The following is a 20,186-nucleotide window of genomic DNA, read 5'->3' on the forward strand; positions in this document are numbered from 1 at the left end:
CGTCCTTCGCCGTGCTGCCGTTGCCCGTACGGGTCAGCGGCCGCGCAGGTTCTTCTTGGCGTTCTCCGCGGTCTCCTGGACCTTGCCCGTCACCTTCTCGGCGCGGCCCTCGGCCTCCATGCGCCGGTCGCCCGTCACATTGCCGGTGGTCTCCTTGAGCTTGCCCTTGACCTGCTTGGCCTTCGCCTTGCCTTTGCCCATGACCGGGCCTCCCTGTGTGTGCAGTGAAGGGGTTTCTCCCGGAATCCACCCTGTGGCGGGTCCACGGGGTCCGCAACCGCAGTCTCACGGGGCCGTGACCAGCAGGCGCACGGCCAGGGCCGCGATGAGGGCCGTGGACAGCAGGGCCGTGCCGAGCCGCCCGCGCGGGCCGGCCAGGAACCGTCCGAGGACCGTCCCGCCGCCGGCGAGCAGCAGCTGCCAGGTGGCGGACGCGGTGAAGGCGGCGAGGACGAAGACCGCCTCGTCCGGGCGGGTCGCGGCGGCGTCCATGGCGCGGGCGCCGAGGACGAGTGCCGTGAAGTACACGACGGTGGCGGGGTTCAGCAGGGTGATGCCCAGCAGCGTGGCGTACGCGCGGAGCGGGCCGGACGGGGTCCCGTCGGCTCGGCCGAACGGCTGACGTCCCCGGTGGCGGCCGACGGCGGTGACGCCGGTGCGGGCGGCGAGTGCCAGGAGGACGAGCGCGGAGACCCAGCGCAGGGGTGTTTCGGCGGACCGGACGGCCGGGGCGAGTGCCCTGCCGCCCACCACGGCGGTCAGCGCGTACAGGCCGTCGGCCGTCGCGACGCCCAGGGCGGCGCACGCGCCGGTCCGCCACGGCGTCCGGGACGACAGGGCGACCAGGTAGGCCCCGACGGCGCCGACCGGCACGGCGATCCCGTAACCGGCGAGCAGCCCCGCGACCAGCGCCCCGCTCACGTCAGAACGGGCGTCGGCCTCCCCGCGGACCCGGACTGCTGCTGTCGGCCACGCACCGGGAGGGCGGTGACGGACGCAAGCGGCGGGGGGGTGGTGCGTGAGGTCATGGACCCGATCGTGGCGGCGGCGGGGGCGGCCGGGCAACGGGTTTTCGTGCTGAGCGCGCGCCTGCCCTGCGGAGTTTGCGCTCGAGCGCGCTCCAGCTCGTAACGTCGGCCCCGCGACCGGGTCGCACACGACCGGACCGAAGGGGAACTTCGTGCGTTACACACTGTTCGGCAGGACCGGCCTGCGGGTCAGCGAGCTGAGCCTCGGGGCCATGACCATCGGGGACGACCGGGGCTGGGGTGCCGACAAGGACACCAGCCGGCGGATCCTCGACGCCTACGCCGACGCCGGCGGCAACTTCGTCGACACGGCCGACATCTACACCGGGGGCGCCTCGGAGCGCATCCTCGGCGAGCTGCTGGAAGGCCGCCGGGAGCGCTTCGTCCTGGGCACCAAGTACAGCTGCGCCACCGCCGAGGGGGACGTGAACGCCGCGGGCAACCACCGCAAGAACCTGGTGCAGTCGGTGGAGGCGAGCCTGCGCCGGCTGCGCACGGACCACGTGGACGTGCTGTGGGTGCACGCGCGGGACAACTTCACGCCCGTGGAGGAGGTGATGCGCGCCCTGGACGACGTCGTGCGCAGCGGGAAGGTGCTGTACGTCGGCGTCTCCGACTGGCCGGCCTGGGAGATCGCGCAGGCGAACACGCTCGCCGAGCTGCGCGGGTGGACGGCCTTCGCCGGTTCGCAGCTGCGCTACAACCTGCTGGACCGCACGCCCGAGCGCGAACTGCTCCCCCAGGCCCGCGCCTTCGACCAGGCGGTGCTGGCGTGGAGCCCGCTGGCGGCCGGCAAGCTGACGGGCAAGTACCGCCGCGGCGAGACCGGCAGGCTGACCGCGGAGAGCCCGGAGAGCGCGCCGGGAGGCAACGAGGAGGCGATCGTCACCGCCGTCCTGGAGGTCGCCGAGGAGGGCGGCTGGAGCCCGGCGCAGGTGGCGCTCGCGTGGCTGCGCGGCCGGCCGGGCAACGTCGTCCCGATCGTCGCGGCCACCAAGGAGAGCCAGCTGGCCGACAACCTGGCCTCGGTGGACGTCGCCCTCGACGCCGACGCCGTGGCACGGCTGGACGAGGTGAGCGCGGTGCCGCTGGGATTCCCGCACGACTTCCTGCGGGAGCCGGGCATCACGCGGAACGTCTACGGCGACCGCTGGCCCGCCATCGACAACCGCCGCTCCACCTACCGGCGCACGGCGAACGAGGTCCTCTGACCGACTCCGGCAGCGGGGGCCCGGGGAGTCCCTACGACCGGGAGCGGCCGGTCCGGCCCTCTCCTCCGCCCGGGGCGCTCCGCTCCCCCGCCCCGGGCTCCGCGCCCGGCTCCTCCGGGGTCAGGGGTTCCGCGTCGCGCCACTCCTCGGTCCGGGTGGGCCGTCCCGACCGGGTCAGCTCCTCCACTTCCTTCTTCAGCTCGTCGTCCCGCTTGGCGCCGTGCTTGCTGCTGCCCCGGTCCATCGTTCGTGCCTCCTGCTGATCAGAGGTGCTGGAACCCGTCGGGTGCCCGGACTTTTCCTGACTAAACCAGTCGCCCACCCCGCCCCGGGATCAAGATTTAGTTAGGTTAGGCTTACCTCACTTTCTGCAGGTGACGTGAGAACCGGGAGCCCTTTATGAGGCTGGGTCCGCTGACGGTCCGTACAGGAGAGGGCCGTACGGTCCTCCCGGCAGCGGGCGGCGTACGGGCGGCGAGGGCCGCCGACGCGCCCGGGCTGTACGCCCTGTCGGAACCCTTCATGCGGACCGGCGACCTGCGCCGCCGCACACCGCACGTCTACGCGGCACGGTTCGCCGAGTTCTTCGTGGCGGAGGACGCCCAGGAGACCCTCGAAGGATGCGTGGCCCTGCGGACGTTCCCCGGTGACGGCCCGCCGGCCGCCGGGGCGGCGGGCGTGCTGCACAACTTCTGCGTGCGGCCCGGCCGCCAGCGCCGCGGCATCGGCTCGCGGCTGCTGACGGCGCTGCTGCTCCACGCCTCCGACCGGTCGGTGACCGAGGTGTTCGCGGCGACGACCGGCGACGGCGAGGCCTTCCTGCGCAGCGGCTTCCGCGAGACGGACACCTCGCGGGCACCGCGCACGTGGGTGGCCGCCCTCGATCCCGCCCGCGGCTCCCGCATCTTCGCCCGGCCCCTGCCCGGGGCCCCGCTCCCCGAGGGGGACGCTCCCGTTCAGCCCTGGCCGGCGCGCCACTGCCGGGCGAGCACGTACACCAGGTAGCAGCCGCCGACGACCCCGGTCAGGACCCCCACGGGAAGCTGCGTGGGGGCCAGCATGCGCTGTGCGGCGAGGTCACTGGCCGCCAGCAGCAGGGCGCCCAGGACGGCCGACGGCGCGAGGTTGGGGCCCGGGGAGCAGGTGAGCCTGCGCACCACCTGGGGCGCCACCAGGGCGATGAACGGCACGGGGCCCGCGACGGCCGTGGCCAGGGCCGTGAGCCCCACCCCGACGACGAGCGCCACGGCCTTGACCCGCTCGACCCGTACGCCCAGCGCCGACGCCGTGTCCTCGCCCATCTCCAGCATGCGCAGCGGCCGGGCGAGGAGCAGGGCCGCGGGGGCGAGGACGGCGAGTGCGGCGGCCATCGTGCGCGCGTGTTCCCAGCCGCGGCCGTTGAGGCTGCCGGTGAGCCAGACCTGGGCGCTCTGTGCGTCGGTGAAGGACGCCTTCGCGATCAGGTAGGCGTTGGCCGAGGAGAGCAGTGCGCTCACCCCGATGCCGACGAGGACGAGGCGGAACGTGGCCGCGCCGCCCCGCCAGGCGAGCAGGTAGACGGCAGCGCTGGTGACCGCGCAGCCGGTGACCGAACCGGCGGCGACCGAGGCCGTGCCCGCGCTCAGTACGAGGATGGTGACGAGGGCGCCGGTGGCCGAGCCGACGGTGAAGCCGATGACGTCGGGGCTGCCGAGGGGGTTGCGGGCGACGTTCTGGAAGAGCGCTCCGGACAGGCCCAGGGCGGCGCCGACCAGAAGGGCCGTCAGCAGCCGGGGCAGCCTCAGCTCTTGGACGATGTACGTGTACGCGGGGTTGCCGTCTCCGGCGAGGACGCGCAGGACGTCGGGCACGGGGATGCGGAAGTCGCCCGTGGTGAGCGTCCACACGCCCGTGGCGGCCGCCGCCAGGAGCAGGCCCAGGCAGACGGCGGCGGCGCGCGGGTCCCAGCGCACGGAGAGACCGGGACGCCCCGGCCTCGACAGGCGCAGGGCGCGCAGGCGCAGGGGCCGCGGGGACGCGCTCGGCGGCTGCTCCGCCGGACGGGGGCGCGCAAGCGGGGTACGGCTGGTCACAGTTCGCTGATCCTCTTGCGGCGGACGAGTGCGATGAACAGGGGCGCTCCGAGGAACGCGGTGACGACTCCGGCCTCCAGCTCCTGCGGGCGCAGCACGACGCGGCCGAGGATGTCGGCGGCGAGCAGCAGCGCGGCGGCGAGGACGGCGCTGTAGGGCAGGACCCAGCGCTGGTCGGGCCCGGCGATCAGCCGTGCCACGTGCGGAACGGCCAGTCCGACGAAGGCGATCGGGCCGACGGCGGCGGTGGCCGCCCCGCACAGCAGGGTGATGGCGAGCATGGTGGCGAACTGGGTGCGGCCGGGGTGGGCGCCGAGCGCGCGGGCGGTGTCGTCGCCCAGGGCCACGGCGTTGAGCGGCCGGGCCAGCAGCGCGGCCAGCAGCGCGCCCGCGGCCAGGAACGGCAGCACCTGCCGGATCAGGGCGCCGTCCACGCCGCCGAGGGTGCCGATCTGCCAGAACCGGAAGCGGTTGAGGGTGAGCGGGTCGAGCAGGATCAGGCCGTTGACGACCGCCGTGAGGACCGCGGTGACGGCGGTGCCCGCGAGGGCGAGGCGCACGGGGGTGGCCCGGGAGCGGCCGCGGGTGCCCAGCAGGTGGACGGCCGCGGCGGCGACGGCCGCGCCCAGCAGCGCGCACCACACGTAGGCGCTGAAGCTGCCGAGGTCCAGCAGGGCGGTCGCGGCGGCGACGGCGGCAGCGGCGCCGGCGTTGACGCCGAGCAGGCCCGGGTCGGCGAGCGGGTTGCGCGTGAGCGCCTGCATGAGCGCGCCGGACAGGCCGAGGGCGATGCCGACGCCGATGCCGAGGAGGCTGCGCGGCAGCCGGGAGGTGCGCACGACGATCCAGTCGTCGTTGCCGGGGTCCGGGTGCAGGAGGGCGTGCAGGACGTCGCCGGGCGGGATCGTCTTGGCGCCGATGCCGATGCTCAGGACGGCGAGGACGGCGACGAGGACGGTGCAGGCCAGCAGCCCGGCGGCCCGCCGCGCGTGCTGAGCGCGGCGGGCCGGGGGCCGCCCCTCGCCTGCGGCGTTCTGTACGGGGCGGGGGCCGTCGGTGGTGGTGGGAGCGGCAGTGGTGCTCACGCGTGCTCGTGCTCTTCGTCCGAGTGGTGGTCGTGGTTCTCCACGCCGCGCTTCCAGTAACCGTCGATGTCCACCTGCTCCTTGGCCATGCCGAGCTCGCGGCGCAGGTAGCGGCGGATGGGCTTGAGGGTGCCGGCCTCGCCGGCGATCCAGGCGTGGCCGAGCCCGTCGGCGGGCAGTTCGGCGGCACGGATGGCCCGCTCCATCAGGTCGCTCGTACCGGCCGGGGCGTCCCCGCGGTGCAGCCAGGTCAGGGTGCAGTCGGCGGCGGTGGAGAAGTACTGCTCGTCCTGCGGGCCGGGCACCTCGGCGAAGGCGAGGACGCGGACGCCCGCGGGCAGCATCTCCAGCCAGCGGCCGAGCGCGGGCAGGGCGGTCTCCTCGGCGGCCAGCAGGTACCAGTCGTGGACCATCGGCAGGATCTCGGAGCCGCGCGGGCCGAGGACGCCGAGCCGCATGCCCGGCTCCGCCCGCGCGGCCCAGGCGGAGCCCACGCCGTCGCCGTGCAGGACCATGTCGACGTCCAGCTCCTGCGCGTCGGGGCGGTAGTAACGGACGGTGTAGTCCCGGGTGATGGGCTCCACGGGGGCGTCCATCCAGGTGTCGTTGCTGATGACCGGCTCGACGGGCAGCTCGGCGCCCGGCTCGGCGAAGCAGAGCTTCACGTGGTCGGTCGGCGCCTGCTCGCAGAATCCTTCCAGCGCGGGGCCGGCGAACGTCACCCGCACGGTGGAGGGGGTGAGCCGGTCGACCCTGCGCACCTCCAGCAGGCGGTACTTGAGCGGATGGCGGACGATGCGCATGCGCGGCGGGAGCGTCTCAATGGTCATCGATCATCCCAATCTGGCCGGGGTGTGCCGCGGGACCGGCACCGCGTTGCGGTGGCCCCCGCGCGGGCGCGCGAGGGCCACCGGGCGTCACATGTACGGCCGGAGGACCCCTCCGAACCGAAGTTAGGCAACCCTAACCTAACTCATCGTGTAGTCGCCATCGTTCCCGCCACCCGGCCGCCGTCGAGCGCGATCACCCGTGGCAGCCGGGCGATGGTGGCCGGCCGGTGCGCGACCACGATGATCGTGCGGTCGCCGCGCATCCCGTCCAGGGCGTGCTCCAGCCGACCCGCCGTCACCGGGTCGATGTCGGCGGTCGCCTCGTCCAGGACGAGCACCGCCGGATCGGCCAGGGCCGCCCTCAGCAGCCCGACGATCTGCCGCTCCCCCGCCGACAGGCGCGAGCCGCGCACGCCCACCTCGGCGTCGAGGCCGCCCAGATCGCGGAGCCACTCCTGAAGTCCCAGCTCGGCCACGGCCCGTTCCATCTCGGCCCGGCCCGGGGCGCTGTGCACCAGTTCCAGGTTCGCCGCCACCGTGCCCGTCACCATGCGGACCTCCTGCGGCACCAGCACCACGCGGCGGCGCAGCTCCGCCTCCGGGATCTCCCGCAGGTCGACGCCCGCGAAGCGCACCGCGCCCCGGTCGGGCGCGTAGAGGCCGCACAGCAGCTTCGACAGCGTCGTCTTGCCCGAGCCGGTCTCGCCGACCAGGCCGCTGCGGTCGCCCACCGGGAAGCCCAGGGAGACGCCGCTCAGCACCTCCGTGCCGTCGCGGTAGGAGTATCCGAGGTCCTCGCAGGAGAGTTCGCCGCGCAGGGGCAGCTCCGCGGCCTGGCCGCCCTCCCGGGGCTTCTCCTCCGCGGACCGGTCGGTGGCCGCCAGCAGGTCCAGCAGCCGGGCCAGGCCCGTACGCGCCGTCTGCACCTCGCCCACGAGCTGGGAGATGTCCGAGAAGGAGTCGAAGAGGTTGCGGCTCGCCAGGACGAAGACCACGACGGTGCCGACGCCCATCGCGCCGCGCGAGACGGACCAGCCGCCGACGAGCAGCAGCACGACCAGCGCGAACCCCTCGATCAGGCCGACCAGGTCGATGCGGTTCTCCACCCGGATCGCGCGCCGGGCCGCGCCCACGGCCGCGGTGTTCTCCCGGTCGAACCGGCGCAGCCAGCCCGGCAGGCCGCGGGCGCTCTGCAGCGCCTCCCGCACGTTCAGGGTCTCGGTGAACGTCGCCGCGACCGTCGCCTCCGCCGCGGCCTTCCCGCCGAACGCGCGCGGCGCGGACCGCTGGAACCAGCGCATCACCAGCAGCGTCAGCGGCACGAACACGGCGATCTGCACCAGCGCCAGCTGCCACGAATAGCCGAAGAGCACGACGAGGGTGAAGAGGAGCGTGGCCGTCGCCGACACCAGCCTGCGCAGGTGCATGCGCACGAAGGAGGCCAGGGCGGCCACCTCGCCCGTCGTACGGCGCAGCAGGTCGCCCGTGCGGTGCGACTCCAGGAACCGCAGCGGCGCCGACGCCAGGTTCTCCACGCACTTCTCGCGCAGGCTGCGCACGACGTTCTCGCCGGCCTTCGCCAGCAGCAGCTCGCCCGCGCGGGCCAGGCCCAGCTGGAGGGCCGCGAGGACGACGAGGACCACGGCGGCGGTCAGCAGCCCGCCGCGGTCCCGGTCGAGCAGGGCGTCCGTCGCCCGCCCGATCAGCGGGGCGACGGCCACCAGCGCGGCGGAGTCCGCCAGCCCGACCACGAGGGCGACGAGAAGCGCGCGCCGGTGCGGGCGCAGATAGGGGGCGGCGCGACGCAGCACGCGCCGCTCGTCGGGCTGCTCATCGAGCAGAACCGGCTCAGCCACGGGGGCCCTCCGGGGTGGTGACGGATACGGGTGCGGGTGCCGCCTCGGAGGCGGCGGGGCCGTCATCGGCCGGGCCGGAGTCGGACTGAGGCCGAGCGGCTGCGCCGGTGCCGGGCCGGGCACCGGTCTCGGTCTCGGCCTCGGCCGGGTGGGTGTCCTTGCCGGTGGCGCCGGCATCGGCGGCGTCACCCCCACGGCCCGCGGCCGTCAGTGTCACGACGCGGTCCGCCGCCTCCAGCACCGCGGTGCGGTGCGTGGCGAAGACGATGGTGCGGCCTGCGGCCCACGTGTGCAGGCGGTCGAGGATCAGTCGTTCGGTGGTGGTGTCCAGGGCGGACGTGGAGTCGTCCAGGATCAGCACCTCCGGCTCGCCGAGCAGCGCGCGGGCGATGGCGAGCCGTTGCACCTGACCGCCCGACAGGGCCGTGCCGCTCTCGCCGAGTTCGGTGTCGTAGCCGTCGGCCATCGCGGTGATCTGGTCGTGGATGCCGGCGGTTTCACAGGCGGCGTGCAGGGCCTCGTCCGGCAGGTCGCGGCCGAGCCGCAGGTTCTCGGCGACCGTGCCGGACAGCAGCATCGGCCGCTGGGCGACGTACGCGATCCGGCCGCGGATGTCGTCCAGGGCGGCCTCGCGCAGGTCCGTGCCGCCGTAGCGGACGGCCCCCGTGCCGGGGTCGTCGAGCCGCACGGGCAGCCGCAGCAGGGTGCTCTTGCCGGAGCCGGTGGCGCCGTTCACGGCGACGAACTCCCCGGCGCGGACGGTCAGGTCGAGCGGCGCGAGGACGGTGACGCCGTCGCGGACCGCGCTGACGCCGGTCAGCTCCAGGTCGCCGCCGGCGGTGAGTGCGACCGGCTCGGCCGGGTCGGTGACGGTGGCCTCGATGGACAGCGCCTCGTCGATGCGGGAGGCGGCCACGTCGGCCTGCCCGCGGGCGAGGAGCCGGTCGACCAGGACGCGGGTGGCGAGGGTGATGCTGGCCATCCAGGACGTGAAGGCGACCAGGCCGCCGATGGTCAGCCGGCCGTCGAGGACGGCGAGCCCGCCGAAGCCCACGCCGATCGCCACGGCCGTCCGCGGCACGAAGGGTGCGACGGACGCCCAGGAGGCCTCGATCCGGGCCGCCTTGACGGTGCGGTCGGTGACGGCGGCGCTGGCCGCGTCGTGCCGGGCCACGAGCGGCCGGTGGCCGCCCGTGCCACGCAGGCCGGTGCCGAGCTGGAGCAGGTCGGCCACGGCCTCGGCGCGGACGCCGTGCGCCTCGGCCAGCGCGCCGCTGGCCGCGCCGAAGCGGCGCGGGAAGTACAGGTTGACCCAGACCAGGAACGGCAGCATGCCCAGCGTCACGAGCAGCAGCGAGACGTCGAGCACACCCATGCCGGTCAGGACGCCGGCGAAGGTGGTGCCCAGCACGACCCAGATGGCCAGGCCGTGCACCCACTCGCGCACCAGGTCGGTGTCCCGCCCGGCGCGCATGGCCAGGTCGCCGTGGCCGCGGGAGGCGAGCGCGGCGCGGTCCAGGCCCGCCAGGTGCCGCAGCAGCCGGGAGCGCAGGTCGGCTCCCACCTTGGCGTCGGCGGAACCGGCCCAGTACTGCCAGCCGTAGAGCCCGGCGAACTGGACGCCCGCGGCGCACAGGGTGGCGGCGGCCCATACCAGCAGGGCGTGGTTGTCCTTGGCCGTGACGCCGTCGTCCAGCGCCTTCTGGATGCACCACGGGACCGCGAGGAAGGCGATCTGCCGGACTCCGGCGGCGGCCATGGCCGCGCCGACCGTCGCCCAGTGCGGCCGCAGGGCGCCGCGCAGCAGGGCGCGGGCCCGTCGCCGTCGTTCGGGCGAGAGATCCCGCGGGCTCTGCTCTTCCTCCTCCGGAGAGCCCTCCGGGGAGCCCGGGGAGCCCGGGGAGCCCTCCTCCGGGACGTCCTCCTCCGGGGCGTCCCCGGCGGGTGGGACCTCCTCGGCGGTCGGCGGGCCCGGGGGCTCGTCGGCGGTGCCGGGGTGGTGCTCCGGCTTGGCGTGTTGGGTGCTCACGACGTCAGGTATCCGCTCTCAGCAGGTCGGCTCGGCCGCCGCGGGCGGACCGGGTGGGTGCCCGGTCCGCCCGCGGCGGCGGGTCTTCGGGAGGGGCCGGTCAGGACCGGGCGACGAGGCTCGCCGGGCGCATGTCGGTCCAGTGGGCGTCGACGTAGTCGGTGCAGGCCTGCAGGGAGTCCTCGCCGTGGACGGCGGTCCAGCCGTCGGGGACCTCGGCGAAGGCGGGCCACAGGGAGTGCTGGTTCTCGGCGTTGACGAGAACGAAGTAGCGGGCGTCGTTGTCCTCGAACGGGTTGGTGGTGTTGCTCATGACGGGATGCTCCTTATGTGCAGGTGAGGTGAGAGAGTCGGGAGGGTCAGGAGAGGCGGGAAGCCGCGGGTGCGGCCTCCCGGAAGCGGGCGGCGAGTTCGGCGACGGTGGGCCCGGCGAACAGGTCGCCGATGCCCGGTCCGTCCTCCCCGGTGCCGAAGGCCTCGCGGATGCGGTGCAGCAGCGTCATGGCCAGCAGCGAATGGCCGCCGAGCTCGAAGAAGCTGTCGTCGACCGTGACTTCGGGCAGTCCGAGGACGTCGGCGAAGACGTCGCACAGCGTCTTCTCCGCCACGTCGCGCGGGGCGCGGCCCGTGCCGCCGGCGGCCATGTCGGCGGCGGTGGGCGCGGGGAGGGCCTTGCGGTCGAGCTTGCCGTTGACGGTCAGCGGCAGCGCGTCCAGGACGACGAAGGCCGACGGGACCATGTACTCGGGCAGGGTCGCGGCCAGCGAGCGGCGCACGGCGGCGGCGTCGACGTCTCCGGCGGCGGGAGCGTCTCCGGCGGGCACGAGGTACGCGGCCAGGCGCTTGACGCCGGGCGTGTCCTCGCGGACGACCACGGCGGCCTGGGCGACCCGGGGCAGGCCGGTCAGGGCGTCCTCGATCTCCCCGGGCTCCACACGGTAGCCACGGATCTTGACCTGGTCGTCGACGCGGCCGAGGAAGTCCAGCAGCCCGTCCCGGCGCCACCGCACGACGTCGCCCGTGCGGTACATCCGGGCGCCGGGCTCGCCGAAGTCCGCGCCGAAGGGGTCGGCGACGAACCGGCCGGCGGTCAGGCCCGGGCGGTCGAGGTAGCCGCGCGCAAGGCCGACGCCGGACACGTACAGCTCACCGGGGACGCCCACCGGCACCGGCCGCAGCGCCGCGTCCAGCACGTAGGCGCGCGTGTTCCAGATGGGGCGGCCGACGGTGGCGGTGTCGCTGTCGAGCGTGCCGCCGCCGAGCGTGTTGATCGTGTACTCGGTCGGGCCGTAGAGGTTGTAGCCCATGAGGCCGGGCGTCTCGCACAGCCGCGTCCACAGCGACTCGGGGACCGCCTCGCCGCCGAGGAGGACCAGCACCGGACGGTGCCGGTCCTCGTCCAGCAGCCCGCATTCCACCAGCGCCTGGGCGTACGACGGCGTCACGTTGATGACGTCGACGGCCTGCTCGGCACAGTACGCGGCCAAGCCCTCCGCGTCGCGGCGCAGCGACTCGTCCAGCACGTGCACCTCGTGTCCTTCCACGAGCCACAGCAGCTCCTCCCACGACATGTCGAAGGAGAACGAGACGGTGTGGGCGATGCGGAGCGTCCGGCCGCCGGCGGAGGCGACGACGGGGTTGAAGATGGCCTCGCGGTGGTTGAGGAGCATGTTGGTCAGGCCGCGGTAGGGCGTGACCACACCCTTGGGACGGCCCGTCGAGCCGGAGGTGAAGATGACGTACGCGGCAGCGTCCGGATCCACCCGCGCCTCCACCGGCCCGTCCGGCAGACCGGCCAGCTCGGCCACGACAGCGGCGTCGTCCAGCTCCACACGCGGGACCCCGTCGACCTCGGGCATACGGGCGCGCGCCGTGGAATCGGTGAGCAGGACGACGGGTTCCGTCTCCTCGACCATGTAGGCGAGCCGGTCGACCGGGTAGTCCAGCTCCAGCGGCAGATACGCGGCGCCGGTGCGCAGCACCGCGAACAGCGCCGCCACCATCTCCAGCGAACGCGGCAGGCCGAGGGCCACCACCTTCTCCGGGCCCGCGCCCCGTGCCAGCAGCAGACGGGCGAAACGATTCACCCGGGCGTCCAGTTCGGCGAACGACCAGACGCGGTCACCCGCCACCAGGGCCACCGCCTCCGGCGTGCGAGCGGCCTGCTCGGCCAGCAGGTCCGCCACCGAGGCGTCCGGCAGCTCGTGGCCCGTGCGCGCCCACTCCCCCAGGACCGCGTCCCGCTCCTCCTGCGTGAGCACGTCGAGGGCGCCGATGCGGCGGTCGGGGTTCTCGGCCACCTGGGCGAGGAGGGACAGGAGACGTTCCACGAGGGCCTCGGCGGTGGAGCGGTCGTAGAGGTCGGCCGCGTACTCGAAGGCGATGTCGATCTCTTCGGCGCTGGGCGTCTCCTCGAAGTTGAAGTCGAGCTCGAACTTCACGGCGCCCAGTTCGAACGGGAGGATGCGGCTCTCCAGCCCGAGGAGCCGGCGGGCCTCGCCGTCGCTGTTCCGGTACCCGAGCATCACCTGGAACAGCGGGTGACGGCCGGGGACGCGCGGCGGGTTGACGGCCTCGACCAGGCTGTCGAAGGGCAGGTCCTGGTGGGCGAAGGCCGCCAGGTCGTGCTCCCGGACGCGGCCGAGCAACTCGGTGAACGCCGGGTCGCCGGACAGGTCGTTGCGCAGCACGAGCGTGTTGACGAAGAAGCCGACGAGCCCGTCGAGCGCGGCGTCCGAGCGGCCCGCGACCGGGGCGCCGAGGGGGATGTCGTCGCCGGCGCCGAGCCGGTGGAGCAGGGTGGCGACGGCCGCCTGCAGGACCATGAACGTCGTCGTGCCCGTGGCGGCTGCGGCGTCGCGCAGCCCGCGGTAGACGGCCCGCGGCACCTGGGCCCGTACGGTGTCGCCGCGGAGGCCGGTGGCCGGGGTGCGCGGGCGGTCGGTGGGCAGGGCCAGCTCCTCCGGGAGCCCGGCGAGCGCCTGCTTCCAGTACGCGGCCTCGCGACCGTGCAGGCTCTGCTCGTCGGCGGGGTCGCCCAGCAGGTCGCGCTGCCACAGCGTGTAGTCCGCGTACTGGACGGGCAGCGGCTGCCAGGCGGGGGCGGTGCCGCCGGTGCGGCTGGTGTACGCCGTGGTGAGGTCGTCCACGAAGGGCAGCATCGACCACTCGTCGCCGGCGATGTGGTGGAAGAGCAGCACCAGGACGTGGTCCATGGGGCCGATGTCCAGCACGGTGACGCGCAGGGGCAGTTCGCGCGTCAGGTCGAAGCCGTGCCGGACGGCCGCCTGTACGTCGGCCTCCAGGGCCGCCTCCGTGGTGGTGACGACGTGCAGCGCGTCGGCGGGGGCGGGCGCGTCGACGATGCGCTGGACGACGCGGCCCTCGTGCTCGGCCACGACGGTGCGCAGGCTCTCGTGGCGGTCGGTCACGTCGGCCACGGCGAGCCGCAGCGCGTCCGTGTCGAGCGCGCCGCTCACCCGGACGACGAGCGGGACGTTGTACGTGGCGCCGGAGGCGTCGAGGTTCTGCAGGAACCACATGCGGCGCTGGGCGTGCGAGAGGGGCAGCTCGGCCGGGCGCTCGCGGCGGACGAGTGCGGGGCGCTCGTCCGCCGCCCCGGCGGTGCGCTCGGCGAGGGCGGCCGGCGTCGGCGCCTCGAAGAGGTCGCGGATGGCGAGGTCGGTGCCGAGGGCCGTACGGATCCGGCTGACGAGGCGGGTGGCCAGCAGGGAGTGGCCGCCGAGGTCGAGGAAGTGGTCGTCGGGGCCGACGGGGCCGGTCCCGAGCACCTCGCCGAACAGGGCGCACAGCTGCTCTTCGCGGGGGGTGGCGGGGGCGCGTCCGGTGGCCGTCGCGCCGAGGTCCGGTGCGGGGAGGGCCTTGCGGTCGAGCTTGCCGTTGACGGTCAGCGGCAGCGCGTCCAGGACGACGAACGCGGACGGGACCATGTACTCCGGCAGGGACTCCGCCAGCGAACGGCGGACGGCGGCGGCGTCGATGCCGCTCGCGGTGGCGGGCACGAGGTAGGCGGCCAGGCGCTTGACGCCGGGGGCGTCCTCGCGCACCACGACCGCGGCCTGCGCCACGGAGGACAGCTGGGTCAGGGCGTCCTCGATCTCGCCGGGCTCGACGCGGTAGCCGCGGATCTTGACCTGGTCGTCGACGCGGCCGAGGAAGTCCAGCAGGCCGTCGCGGCGCCACCGTACGACGTCGCCCGTGCGGTACATCCGCCCGCCCGGCTCGCCGAAGGGGTCCGCGACGAAGCGGCCCGCCGACAGGCCCGGACGGTTCAGATAGCCGCGGGCCAGGCCGACGCCGGACACGTACAGCTCGCCCGGGACGCCGACCGGGACCGGGCGCAGCCACGCGTCCAGCACATGGGCCCGCGTGTTCCAGATGGGGCGGCCGACGGTGGCGGTGTCGCTGTCGAGCGTGCCGCCGCCGAGCGTGTTGATCGTGTACTCGGTCGGGCCGTAGAGGTTGTAGCCGATCAGGCCGGGCGTGTCCTTCAGCCGCTGCCACAGCGACTCCGGCACGGCCTCGCCGCCGAGGAGGACCAGGACGGGGCGGTGCCGGTCCTCGTCCAGCAGGCCGCATTCGACGAGCGCCTGGGCGTAGGAGGGCGTCACGTTGATGACGTCGACGGCCTGCTCGGCGCAGTACGCGGCCAGGCCCTCGGCGTCGCGGCGCAGCGACTCGTCCAGCACGTGCACCTCATGGCCCTCGACGAGCCACAGCAGCTCCTCCCACGACATGTCGAAGGAGAACGAGACGGTGTGCGCGATCCGCAGGCACCGGCCGCCGGCCGCCTCCACCACGGGGTTGAAGATGGCCTCGCGGTGGTTCAGCTGCATGTTGGTCAGGCCGCGGTAGGGCGTGACCACACCCTTGGGACGGCCGGTCGAGCCGGAGGTGAAGATGACGTACGCGGCGGCGCCGGGATCCACCCGCGCCTCCACCGGCCCGTCCGGCAGGCCCGCGAGCTCGGCCACGACAGCGGCGTCGTCCAGCTCAACGCGGGGAACGCCGTCGACGTCCGGCATGCGGTCGCGGACGGAGGAGTCCGTGATCAGGACGACGGGTGCGGTCTCCTCGACCATGTAGGCGAGCCGGTCGACCGGGTAGTCCAGCTCCAGCGGCAGATACGCGGCGCCGGTGCGCAGCACCGCGAACAGTGCCGCCACCATCTCCAGCGAACGCGGCAGGCCGAGGGCCACCACCCGGTCCGGTCCGGCGCCGCGGGCGAGGAACAGCCGGGCCAGGCGGTTCACCCGGGCGTCCAGTTCGGCGAAGGTCCACACGCGCTCGCCCGCGACCAGCGCCACCGCGTCCGGCACGGCCGCGGCCCGTTCGGCCAGCAGGTCCGCCACCGAGGCGTCCGGCAGCTCGCGTGCCGTGGCGGCCCACTCGCCGAGGACCGTGCCGCGTTCCGTCTCCGTCAGCACGTCGAGGTGCCGGACGAGCACGCCGGCGTCCGAGGTGATCTGTTCCAGGAGGGAGACGAAGCGGTCCGCGTGCTCCTCGACCGCCGCGCGGCCGAAGACGTCGGGGCGGAACTTCCATTCGAAGCTCAGCCGGTCGCCCGGGTTGGCCGCGAAGATCAGCGGGAAGTGGGTGGCGTCCACGTCGGTGACGTCGTCCACGCCGAGGGCCTGTCCGATGCGGTCGCGCTCGTCCTGGTCGACGGGGGTGTTGCGCAGCACCTGGAGCGTGTCGAAGAGGCGGCCCGTTCCGGCGGCGCGCTGGATGGTGCCGAGGCTGAGCTGGTGGTGCGGCAGGAGGGCCGCCTGCTCGCCCTGGAGGCGGGCCAGGTAGGCGGTGACCGTCTCGTGCCGGTCGAGCCGGGCGCGGACCGGGACGGTGTTGAGGAACATGCCGATGGTGCGGTCGATGCCCGTCAGCTCCGCCGGGCGGCCGGAGACGGTGGTGCCGAAGACCACGTCCTGGCGCCCGGTCAGTCCGGCCAGGAGCAGGCTCCAGACGCCCGAGAGGACGGTGTTGAGCGTCAGGCCGTGGGTCCTGGCGTAGCCGGTGATGCGGGAGCTGAGGGCGGCGGTCAGCTCGGTGACGTGCTCCTCGGGCAGCAGGGCGGCGCGCTCGCGGGCCTGCGGGGCGATGAGCGTGGGCTCGTCGACGCCCGCGAGGGCGGAGCGCCAGGCCTCTTCGCCGGCGGCGGTGTCCTGGGTGTGGAGCCAGGCGAGGAAGTCGCGGTAGGCCAGGGGCCGGTCATCGTCGGCCGGGCCGGGTTGCGGGAGGGTGCCGCCTTCCACCAGGGCGTGGCAGCAGGCCAGGAGCTCCTGCAGGAACAGGCCGGTGGACCAGCCGTCCCACAGCAGGGTGTGGTGGGTGACGAGGACGTGCTGGCGGCCGTCGGGGGTGAGGACGGAGGACAGGCGCACCAGGGGCGGGGCGGCGAGGTCGAAGCGGGTGCGGGCCTCGGCGTCCTGCCGCCGCCGCAGCTCGGCGCCGGCGGCCTCGGGGGCGAGGGCGCGCAGGTCGGTCTCGGTGACGGGCACGGTGGTGCCGGCCGGGATGAACTGGACGGGCCGGTCGAGTCCGTCGTGGAGGAATCCGGCGCGCAGGTTGGGGTGCCGGTCGAGGACGGCGGTCACCGCGGTGCGCAGGGTCTCCACGGGGACCGGGCGGCGCAGGGTGACGACGTCGCGGGAGGTGTAGACGTCGAGGGCGTCCTCGTCGTAGAGGGCCTCGAAGAGCAGGCCCTGCTGGAGCGGGGAGAGCGGCCAGATCTCGGTGACGCCGGGGACGGCGGCTCGGACGGCCGCCGCGTCCTGCGCACTGGGCTCGGGCAGTTCGGCGGCGGCCGCCGGGCCGGTGGTGGTGGCGGGCGCGCCGTGGCCGGCCCGCTCCGCCAGTCCGGCGGGGGTACGGCCTTCGAAGACGTCGCGCGGGCTGAGGGTGAGCCCCGCGGCGCGCGCGGCTCCGACGAGGCGGATGGAGACGATGCTGTCGCCGCCGAGGCGGAAGAAGTCGTCGTGGACGCCGACGCCGGGGAGTTCGAGGACCTCGGCGAAGAGGGCGCACAGCGCGGCCTCGGTCTCGGTGGCAGGCTCGCGGTCGCCGCCGGCCGTGGTGAGTTCGGGGGTGCCGTCGGGCAGGGCCTTGCGGTCGATCTTGCCGTTGACGCTCAGCGGCAGCGCGTCGAGCGTCACGAAGGCGGACGGGACCATGTACTCCGGCAGCCGGGCGGCGCAGGCCTCGCGCAGGGCGTCAAGGTCGGTGTCGGCACCGGGGGCGGGGACGACGTAGGCGACGACGTGCTGGGCGCCGGCCGCGGTGGTGCGGACGAGGACGGCGGTGTGCCGGACGGACGGGTGGGCGGCCAGGACGGCCTCGATCTCGCCGAGTTCGATGCGGAAGCCGCGGACCTTGACCTGGTCGTCGGTGCGGCCCAGGTACTCGACGGCGCCGTCGGCGCGTCGGCGGACCAGGTCGCCCGTGCGGTACATGCGGGTCCCGGCCGGGCCCTGCGGGTCGGCCACGAAGCGTGCCGCCGTCAGCCCCGGGCGGTTGAGGTAGCCGCGGGCCAGCTGGACGCCGGCGAGGTAGAGCTCGCCCGGCACGCCCACCGGTACGGGGCGCAGGGCCGCGTCCAGCACGTGCAGGCGGGTGTTCCACACGGGGCGGCCGATGGGGACGACCTCGGCGCCGGGCTCGGTGCGGTGGTACGTCACGTCCACGGCCGCTTCGGTCGGCCCGTACAGGTTGTGCAGCTCGGTGTCCGGCCACAGGGCCGCGAAGCGGTCCACGGCCGCGGCGGGCAGGGCCTCGCCCGAGCAGAAGACGCGGCGGACGCCCCGGAAGCCGCTGCGGATCGTCTCGTCCTGCTCCGCGGCGGCGGTGAAGGCGGTGAGCATCGACGGGACGAAGTGCGCGGTGGTGACGGAGGCCCGCCCGGCCAGCGCGGCCAGGTGGTCCGGCTCGCGGTGGCCGCCGGGCCGGGCCAGGACCACGGCCGCGCCGCTGACGAGCGGCAGGAAGAACTCCCAGACCGACACGTCGAAGCTCGCGGGGGTCTTCTGCAGGATCCGGTCCCCGGCGCCGATCCCGTAGGCGTCGCGCATCCAGTCCAGGCGGTTGACGATCGCCTCGTGCGTGACCACCACGCCCTTGGGCCGGCCGGTGGAGCCGGAGGTGTAGATGACGTAGGCGGCGTGCTGCGGGCCCGCCGCGGGCTGCGTCGGCGCGGCGGCGGTACGGGCGCGGGGTGCGTCGGCGAGCAGGACGGGGACGTCCTGCAGCCAGGAGAGCCGGGGATGTTCGGCCCCGGTGGTCAGTACGCACACGGGCGCGGCGTCCTCCACCATCCCGGCCAGGCGTTCCGCGGGGTGGTCGGGGTCCAGCGGGAGGTAGGCGGCGCCGGACTTCAGCACGCCCAGCAGGGACACCATCAGCTCGGCGGAGCGCGGCACGGCCACGGCGACGATCCGGTCCGGTCCGGCGCCGGCTGCGGCCAGTTCGCCGGCCAGGCCGTCGGACAGCTCGTCGAGCTGCCGGTACGTCAGTTCGCGGTCCTCGTACACCACGGCCGTCGCGTCCGGCGTCGCCGCCAGCCGCTCGGCGAACCGCGTGACCAGCGTGCCGCCGGGCACCGGCCGGTCCGTGGCGTTCCACTCCCCCGCCAGCGTGCGGCTCTCGTCGGGCAGCAGCAGGTCGAGGCGGGCCAGCGGCGTCTCGGGGGCGTCGGCGAACAGGGTGAGCAGGTGCAGGAAGCGGTCGGCGATGCGCTCGGCGGCCGCGCGGTCGAAGACGTCCGGGCGGTAGCCGAGCTCCAGGCGCAGGGTGTCGCCGGGCAGGACGCGCATGGTCAGCGGGTAGTGGGTGGCGTCGCGGGCGCCGAGGCCGGTGACGCGCAGGCCGCCGGCGGCCGCGGCCGTGCCGAGGATGCCGGGGACGTCGTCGCTGCCGGCGTAGTTCTCCACCACGAGCAGGGTGTCGAAGAGGGGGCCTTCGACGGGGGTCAGGCGCTGGATGCCGCCGAGGCCGAGGTGCTGGTGGTCCATCAGGGCGGCCTGCTCGGCCTGGACGGCGGCGGCGGTCGCGGCGAGCGTGGCGCCGGGTGCCAGGCGGACGCGCACGGGCAGGGTGTTGATGAACAGGCCGACCATGGTGTCGGCGCCGGGGAGGTCCGCGGGGCGGCCGGAGACGGTGGTGCCGCTGACGACGTCGGAGGCGCCGGTGAGGGAGCCCACGAGGACGCCCCACAGCGTGTGCAGGACGTTGCCGAGGGTCAGGCCGCGGGTGCGGGCGGCGACGGTGAGGGCCGCGGTGAGGTCCGGGTCGGCCTCGGCCTCGACGTCCGCCGGTTCGACGGGGCTGCCGAGGCCTGCGCCGGGGGCGACCGGGTGGGCCTCGGTGATGCCGTCGAGGGCGGCGGTCCAGGCGCGGCGGGCGGCGTCGGTGTCGCGGCCGGCGAGCAGTTCGAGGTGGTCGCGGTAGGGGCGCACGGGCGGCAGGGCGGCGAGGTCGCCGCGGGAGCCGACGAGGGTGAGCAGCTCCCGGACGAGGATCGGCATGGACCAGCCGTCGAGGAGCAGGTGGTGGCAGGTGACGACGAGCCGGGCGGTGTCCGGGCCGAGCCGCAGCAGGGTCAGCCGCAGCAGCGGCGGTTCGGCGAGGTCGAAGCGGTGGTTCCAGTCCTGCTCCATGGCGGCGCGGACCGCTTCCTCCTGGACCGGCCGGTCGGCGGCGAGCGCGGTGAGGTCGAGTTCGCGCAGCGGGGTGCCGACGTGGCGCTGGACGAACTGGACGGGGTCCTCGCCGTCGTCGTACCAGAATCCGGCGCGCAGGTTGGCGTGGCGCTGCAGCAGCGCGTCCGTGGCGGCGGCGAGGTCGGCGGTGACGAGGGGGCCGTCGAGGTCGAGGTGGGACTGCACGACGTAGACGTCGCGGGAGCCGTCGTCGTATACGGCGTGGAAGAGCAGGCCCTCCTGCAGGGAGGACAGGGGGTAGACGTCCTCGAGCGCGGATCCGGCGCCGGAGTCGTCTGCCGGGTTCAGGTCGGTGGAGTCAGTCATGGTGGCGCTCTCGGTCGGGGAGTCGGCAGGGGTCGGTT

At 74.7% G+C, this 20,186-nt stretch carries 12 protein-coding genes; 2 read left to right on the forward strand and 10 right to left on the reverse strand.

Going from position 1 to position 20,186, the window contains the following annotated elements:
- Nucleotides 1-33: 33 nt before the first annotated feature.
- Entirely contained in the window at nt 34-201 is a 168-nt protein-coding gene (locus ACFPP6_RS27640; protein WP_382047786.1) for a CsbD family protein, read from the reverse strand.
- An 84-nt stretch (nt 202-285) separates the two neighbouring features.
- Nucleotides 286-921, reverse strand: coding sequence for a LysE/ArgO family amino acid transporter (locus tag ACFPP6_RS27645; RefSeq protein WP_382047789.1), 636 nt, complete (start codon nt 919-921; stop codon nt 286-288).
- Nucleotides 922-1,180: 259 nt separating this feature from the next.
- On the opposite strand from ACFPP6_RS27645, the gene ACFPP6_RS27650 reads away from it, so the two are divergent.
- Nucleotides 1,181-2,239 carry an aldo/keto reductase gene (locus ACFPP6_RS27650; RefSeq protein ID WP_382047792.1) on the forward strand — a complete coding sequence of 353 codons (1,059 nt, stop codon included), beginning with the start codon at nt 1,181-1,183 and terminating at the stop codon, nt 2,237-2,239.
- 31 nt (nt 2,240-2,270) lie between these two features.
- Here the strand turns inward: ACFPP6_RS27650 and ACFPP6_RS27655 are convergent, their stop codons facing one another.
- Nucleotides 2,271-2,483, reverse strand: coding sequence for a hypothetical protein (locus ACFPP6_RS27655; protein WP_382047794.1), 213 nt, complete (start codon nt 2,481-2,483; stop codon nt 2,271-2,273).
- A 155-nt stretch (nt 2,484-2,638) separates the two neighbouring features.
- On the opposite strand from ACFPP6_RS27655, the gene ACFPP6_RS27660 reads away from it, so the two are divergent.
- The gene (locus ACFPP6_RS27660) at nt 2,639-3,244 is read left to right on the forward strand and encodes a GNAT family N-acetyltransferase (RefSeq protein WP_382047797.1); all 606 of its coding nucleotides are present in this window, start codon (nt 2,639-2,641) and stop codon (nt 3,242-3,244) included.
- On the opposite strand, the gene ACFPP6_RS27665 is transcribed toward ACFPP6_RS27660, so the two are convergent.
- From ACFPP6_RS27665 to ACFPP6_RS27695, 7 genes are all read right to left on the reverse strand, one after another.
- Nucleotides 3,196-4,311 carry a FecCD family ABC transporter permease gene (locus tag ACFPP6_RS27665; RefSeq protein ID WP_382047800.1) on the reverse strand — a complete coding sequence of 372 codons (1,116 nt, stop codon included), beginning with the start codon at nt 4,309-4,311 and terminating at the stop codon, nt 3,196-3,198. The two genes, ACFPP6_RS27660 and ACFPP6_RS27665, sit on opposite strands and share 49 nt — an antisense overlap.
- Nucleotides 4,308-5,396 (reverse strand): FecCD family ABC transporter permease, encoded by a 1,089-nt coding sequence (locus ACFPP6_RS27670; protein WP_382047803.1) that lies wholly within the window; start codon nt 5,394-5,396, stop codon nt 4,308-4,310. The genes ACFPP6_RS27665 and ACFPP6_RS27670 overlap by 4 nt, the downstream gene beginning before the upstream one ends.
- Nucleotides 5,393-6,226, reverse strand: a complete 834-nt coding sequence (locus ACFPP6_RS27675) for a siderophore-interacting protein (RefSeq protein ID WP_382047805.1) — start codon at nt 6,224-6,226, stop codon at nt 5,393-5,395. The genes ACFPP6_RS27670 and ACFPP6_RS27675 overlap by 4 nt, the downstream gene beginning before the upstream one ends.
- 143 nt (nt 6,227-6,369) lie before the next feature.
- On the reverse strand, nt 6,370-8,082 hold the full coding sequence (locus ACFPP6_RS27680; protein ID WP_382047808.1) for an ABC transporter ATP-binding protein: 1,713 nt from the start codon (nt 8,080-8,082) through the stop codon (nt 6,370-6,372).
- Nucleotides 8,075-10,111 carry an ABC transporter ATP-binding protein gene (locus ACFPP6_RS27685; protein WP_382047811.1) on the reverse strand — a complete coding sequence of 679 codons (2,037 nt, stop codon included), beginning with the start codon at nt 10,109-10,111 and terminating at the stop codon, nt 8,075-8,077. Before ACFPP6_RS27685 ends, ACFPP6_RS27680 begins: the two co-directional genes overlap by 8 nt.
- 100 nt (nt 10,112-10,211) lie before the next feature.
- The gene (locus ACFPP6_RS27690; RefSeq protein WP_168095428.1) at nt 10,212-10,424 is read right to left on the reverse strand and encodes an MbtH family protein; all 213 of its coding nucleotides are present in this window, start codon (nt 10,422-10,424) and stop codon (nt 10,212-10,214) included.
- Between the two features lie 46 nt (nt 10,425-10,470).
- Complete coding sequence (locus tag ACFPP6_RS27695) at nt 10,471-20,148, reverse strand: non-ribosomal peptide synthetase (protein WP_382047814.1); 9,678 nt, start codon at nt 20,146-20,148, stop codon at nt 10,471-10,473.
- Nucleotides 20,149-20,186 lie beyond the last annotated feature (38 nt).

The organism is Streptomyces aureoversilis (genome assembly GCF_042657885.1).
In the GTDB taxonomy this organism is placed as follows: domain Bacteria; phylum Actinomycetota; class Actinomycetes; order Streptomycetales; family Streptomycetaceae; genus Streptomyces; species Streptomyces aureoversilis.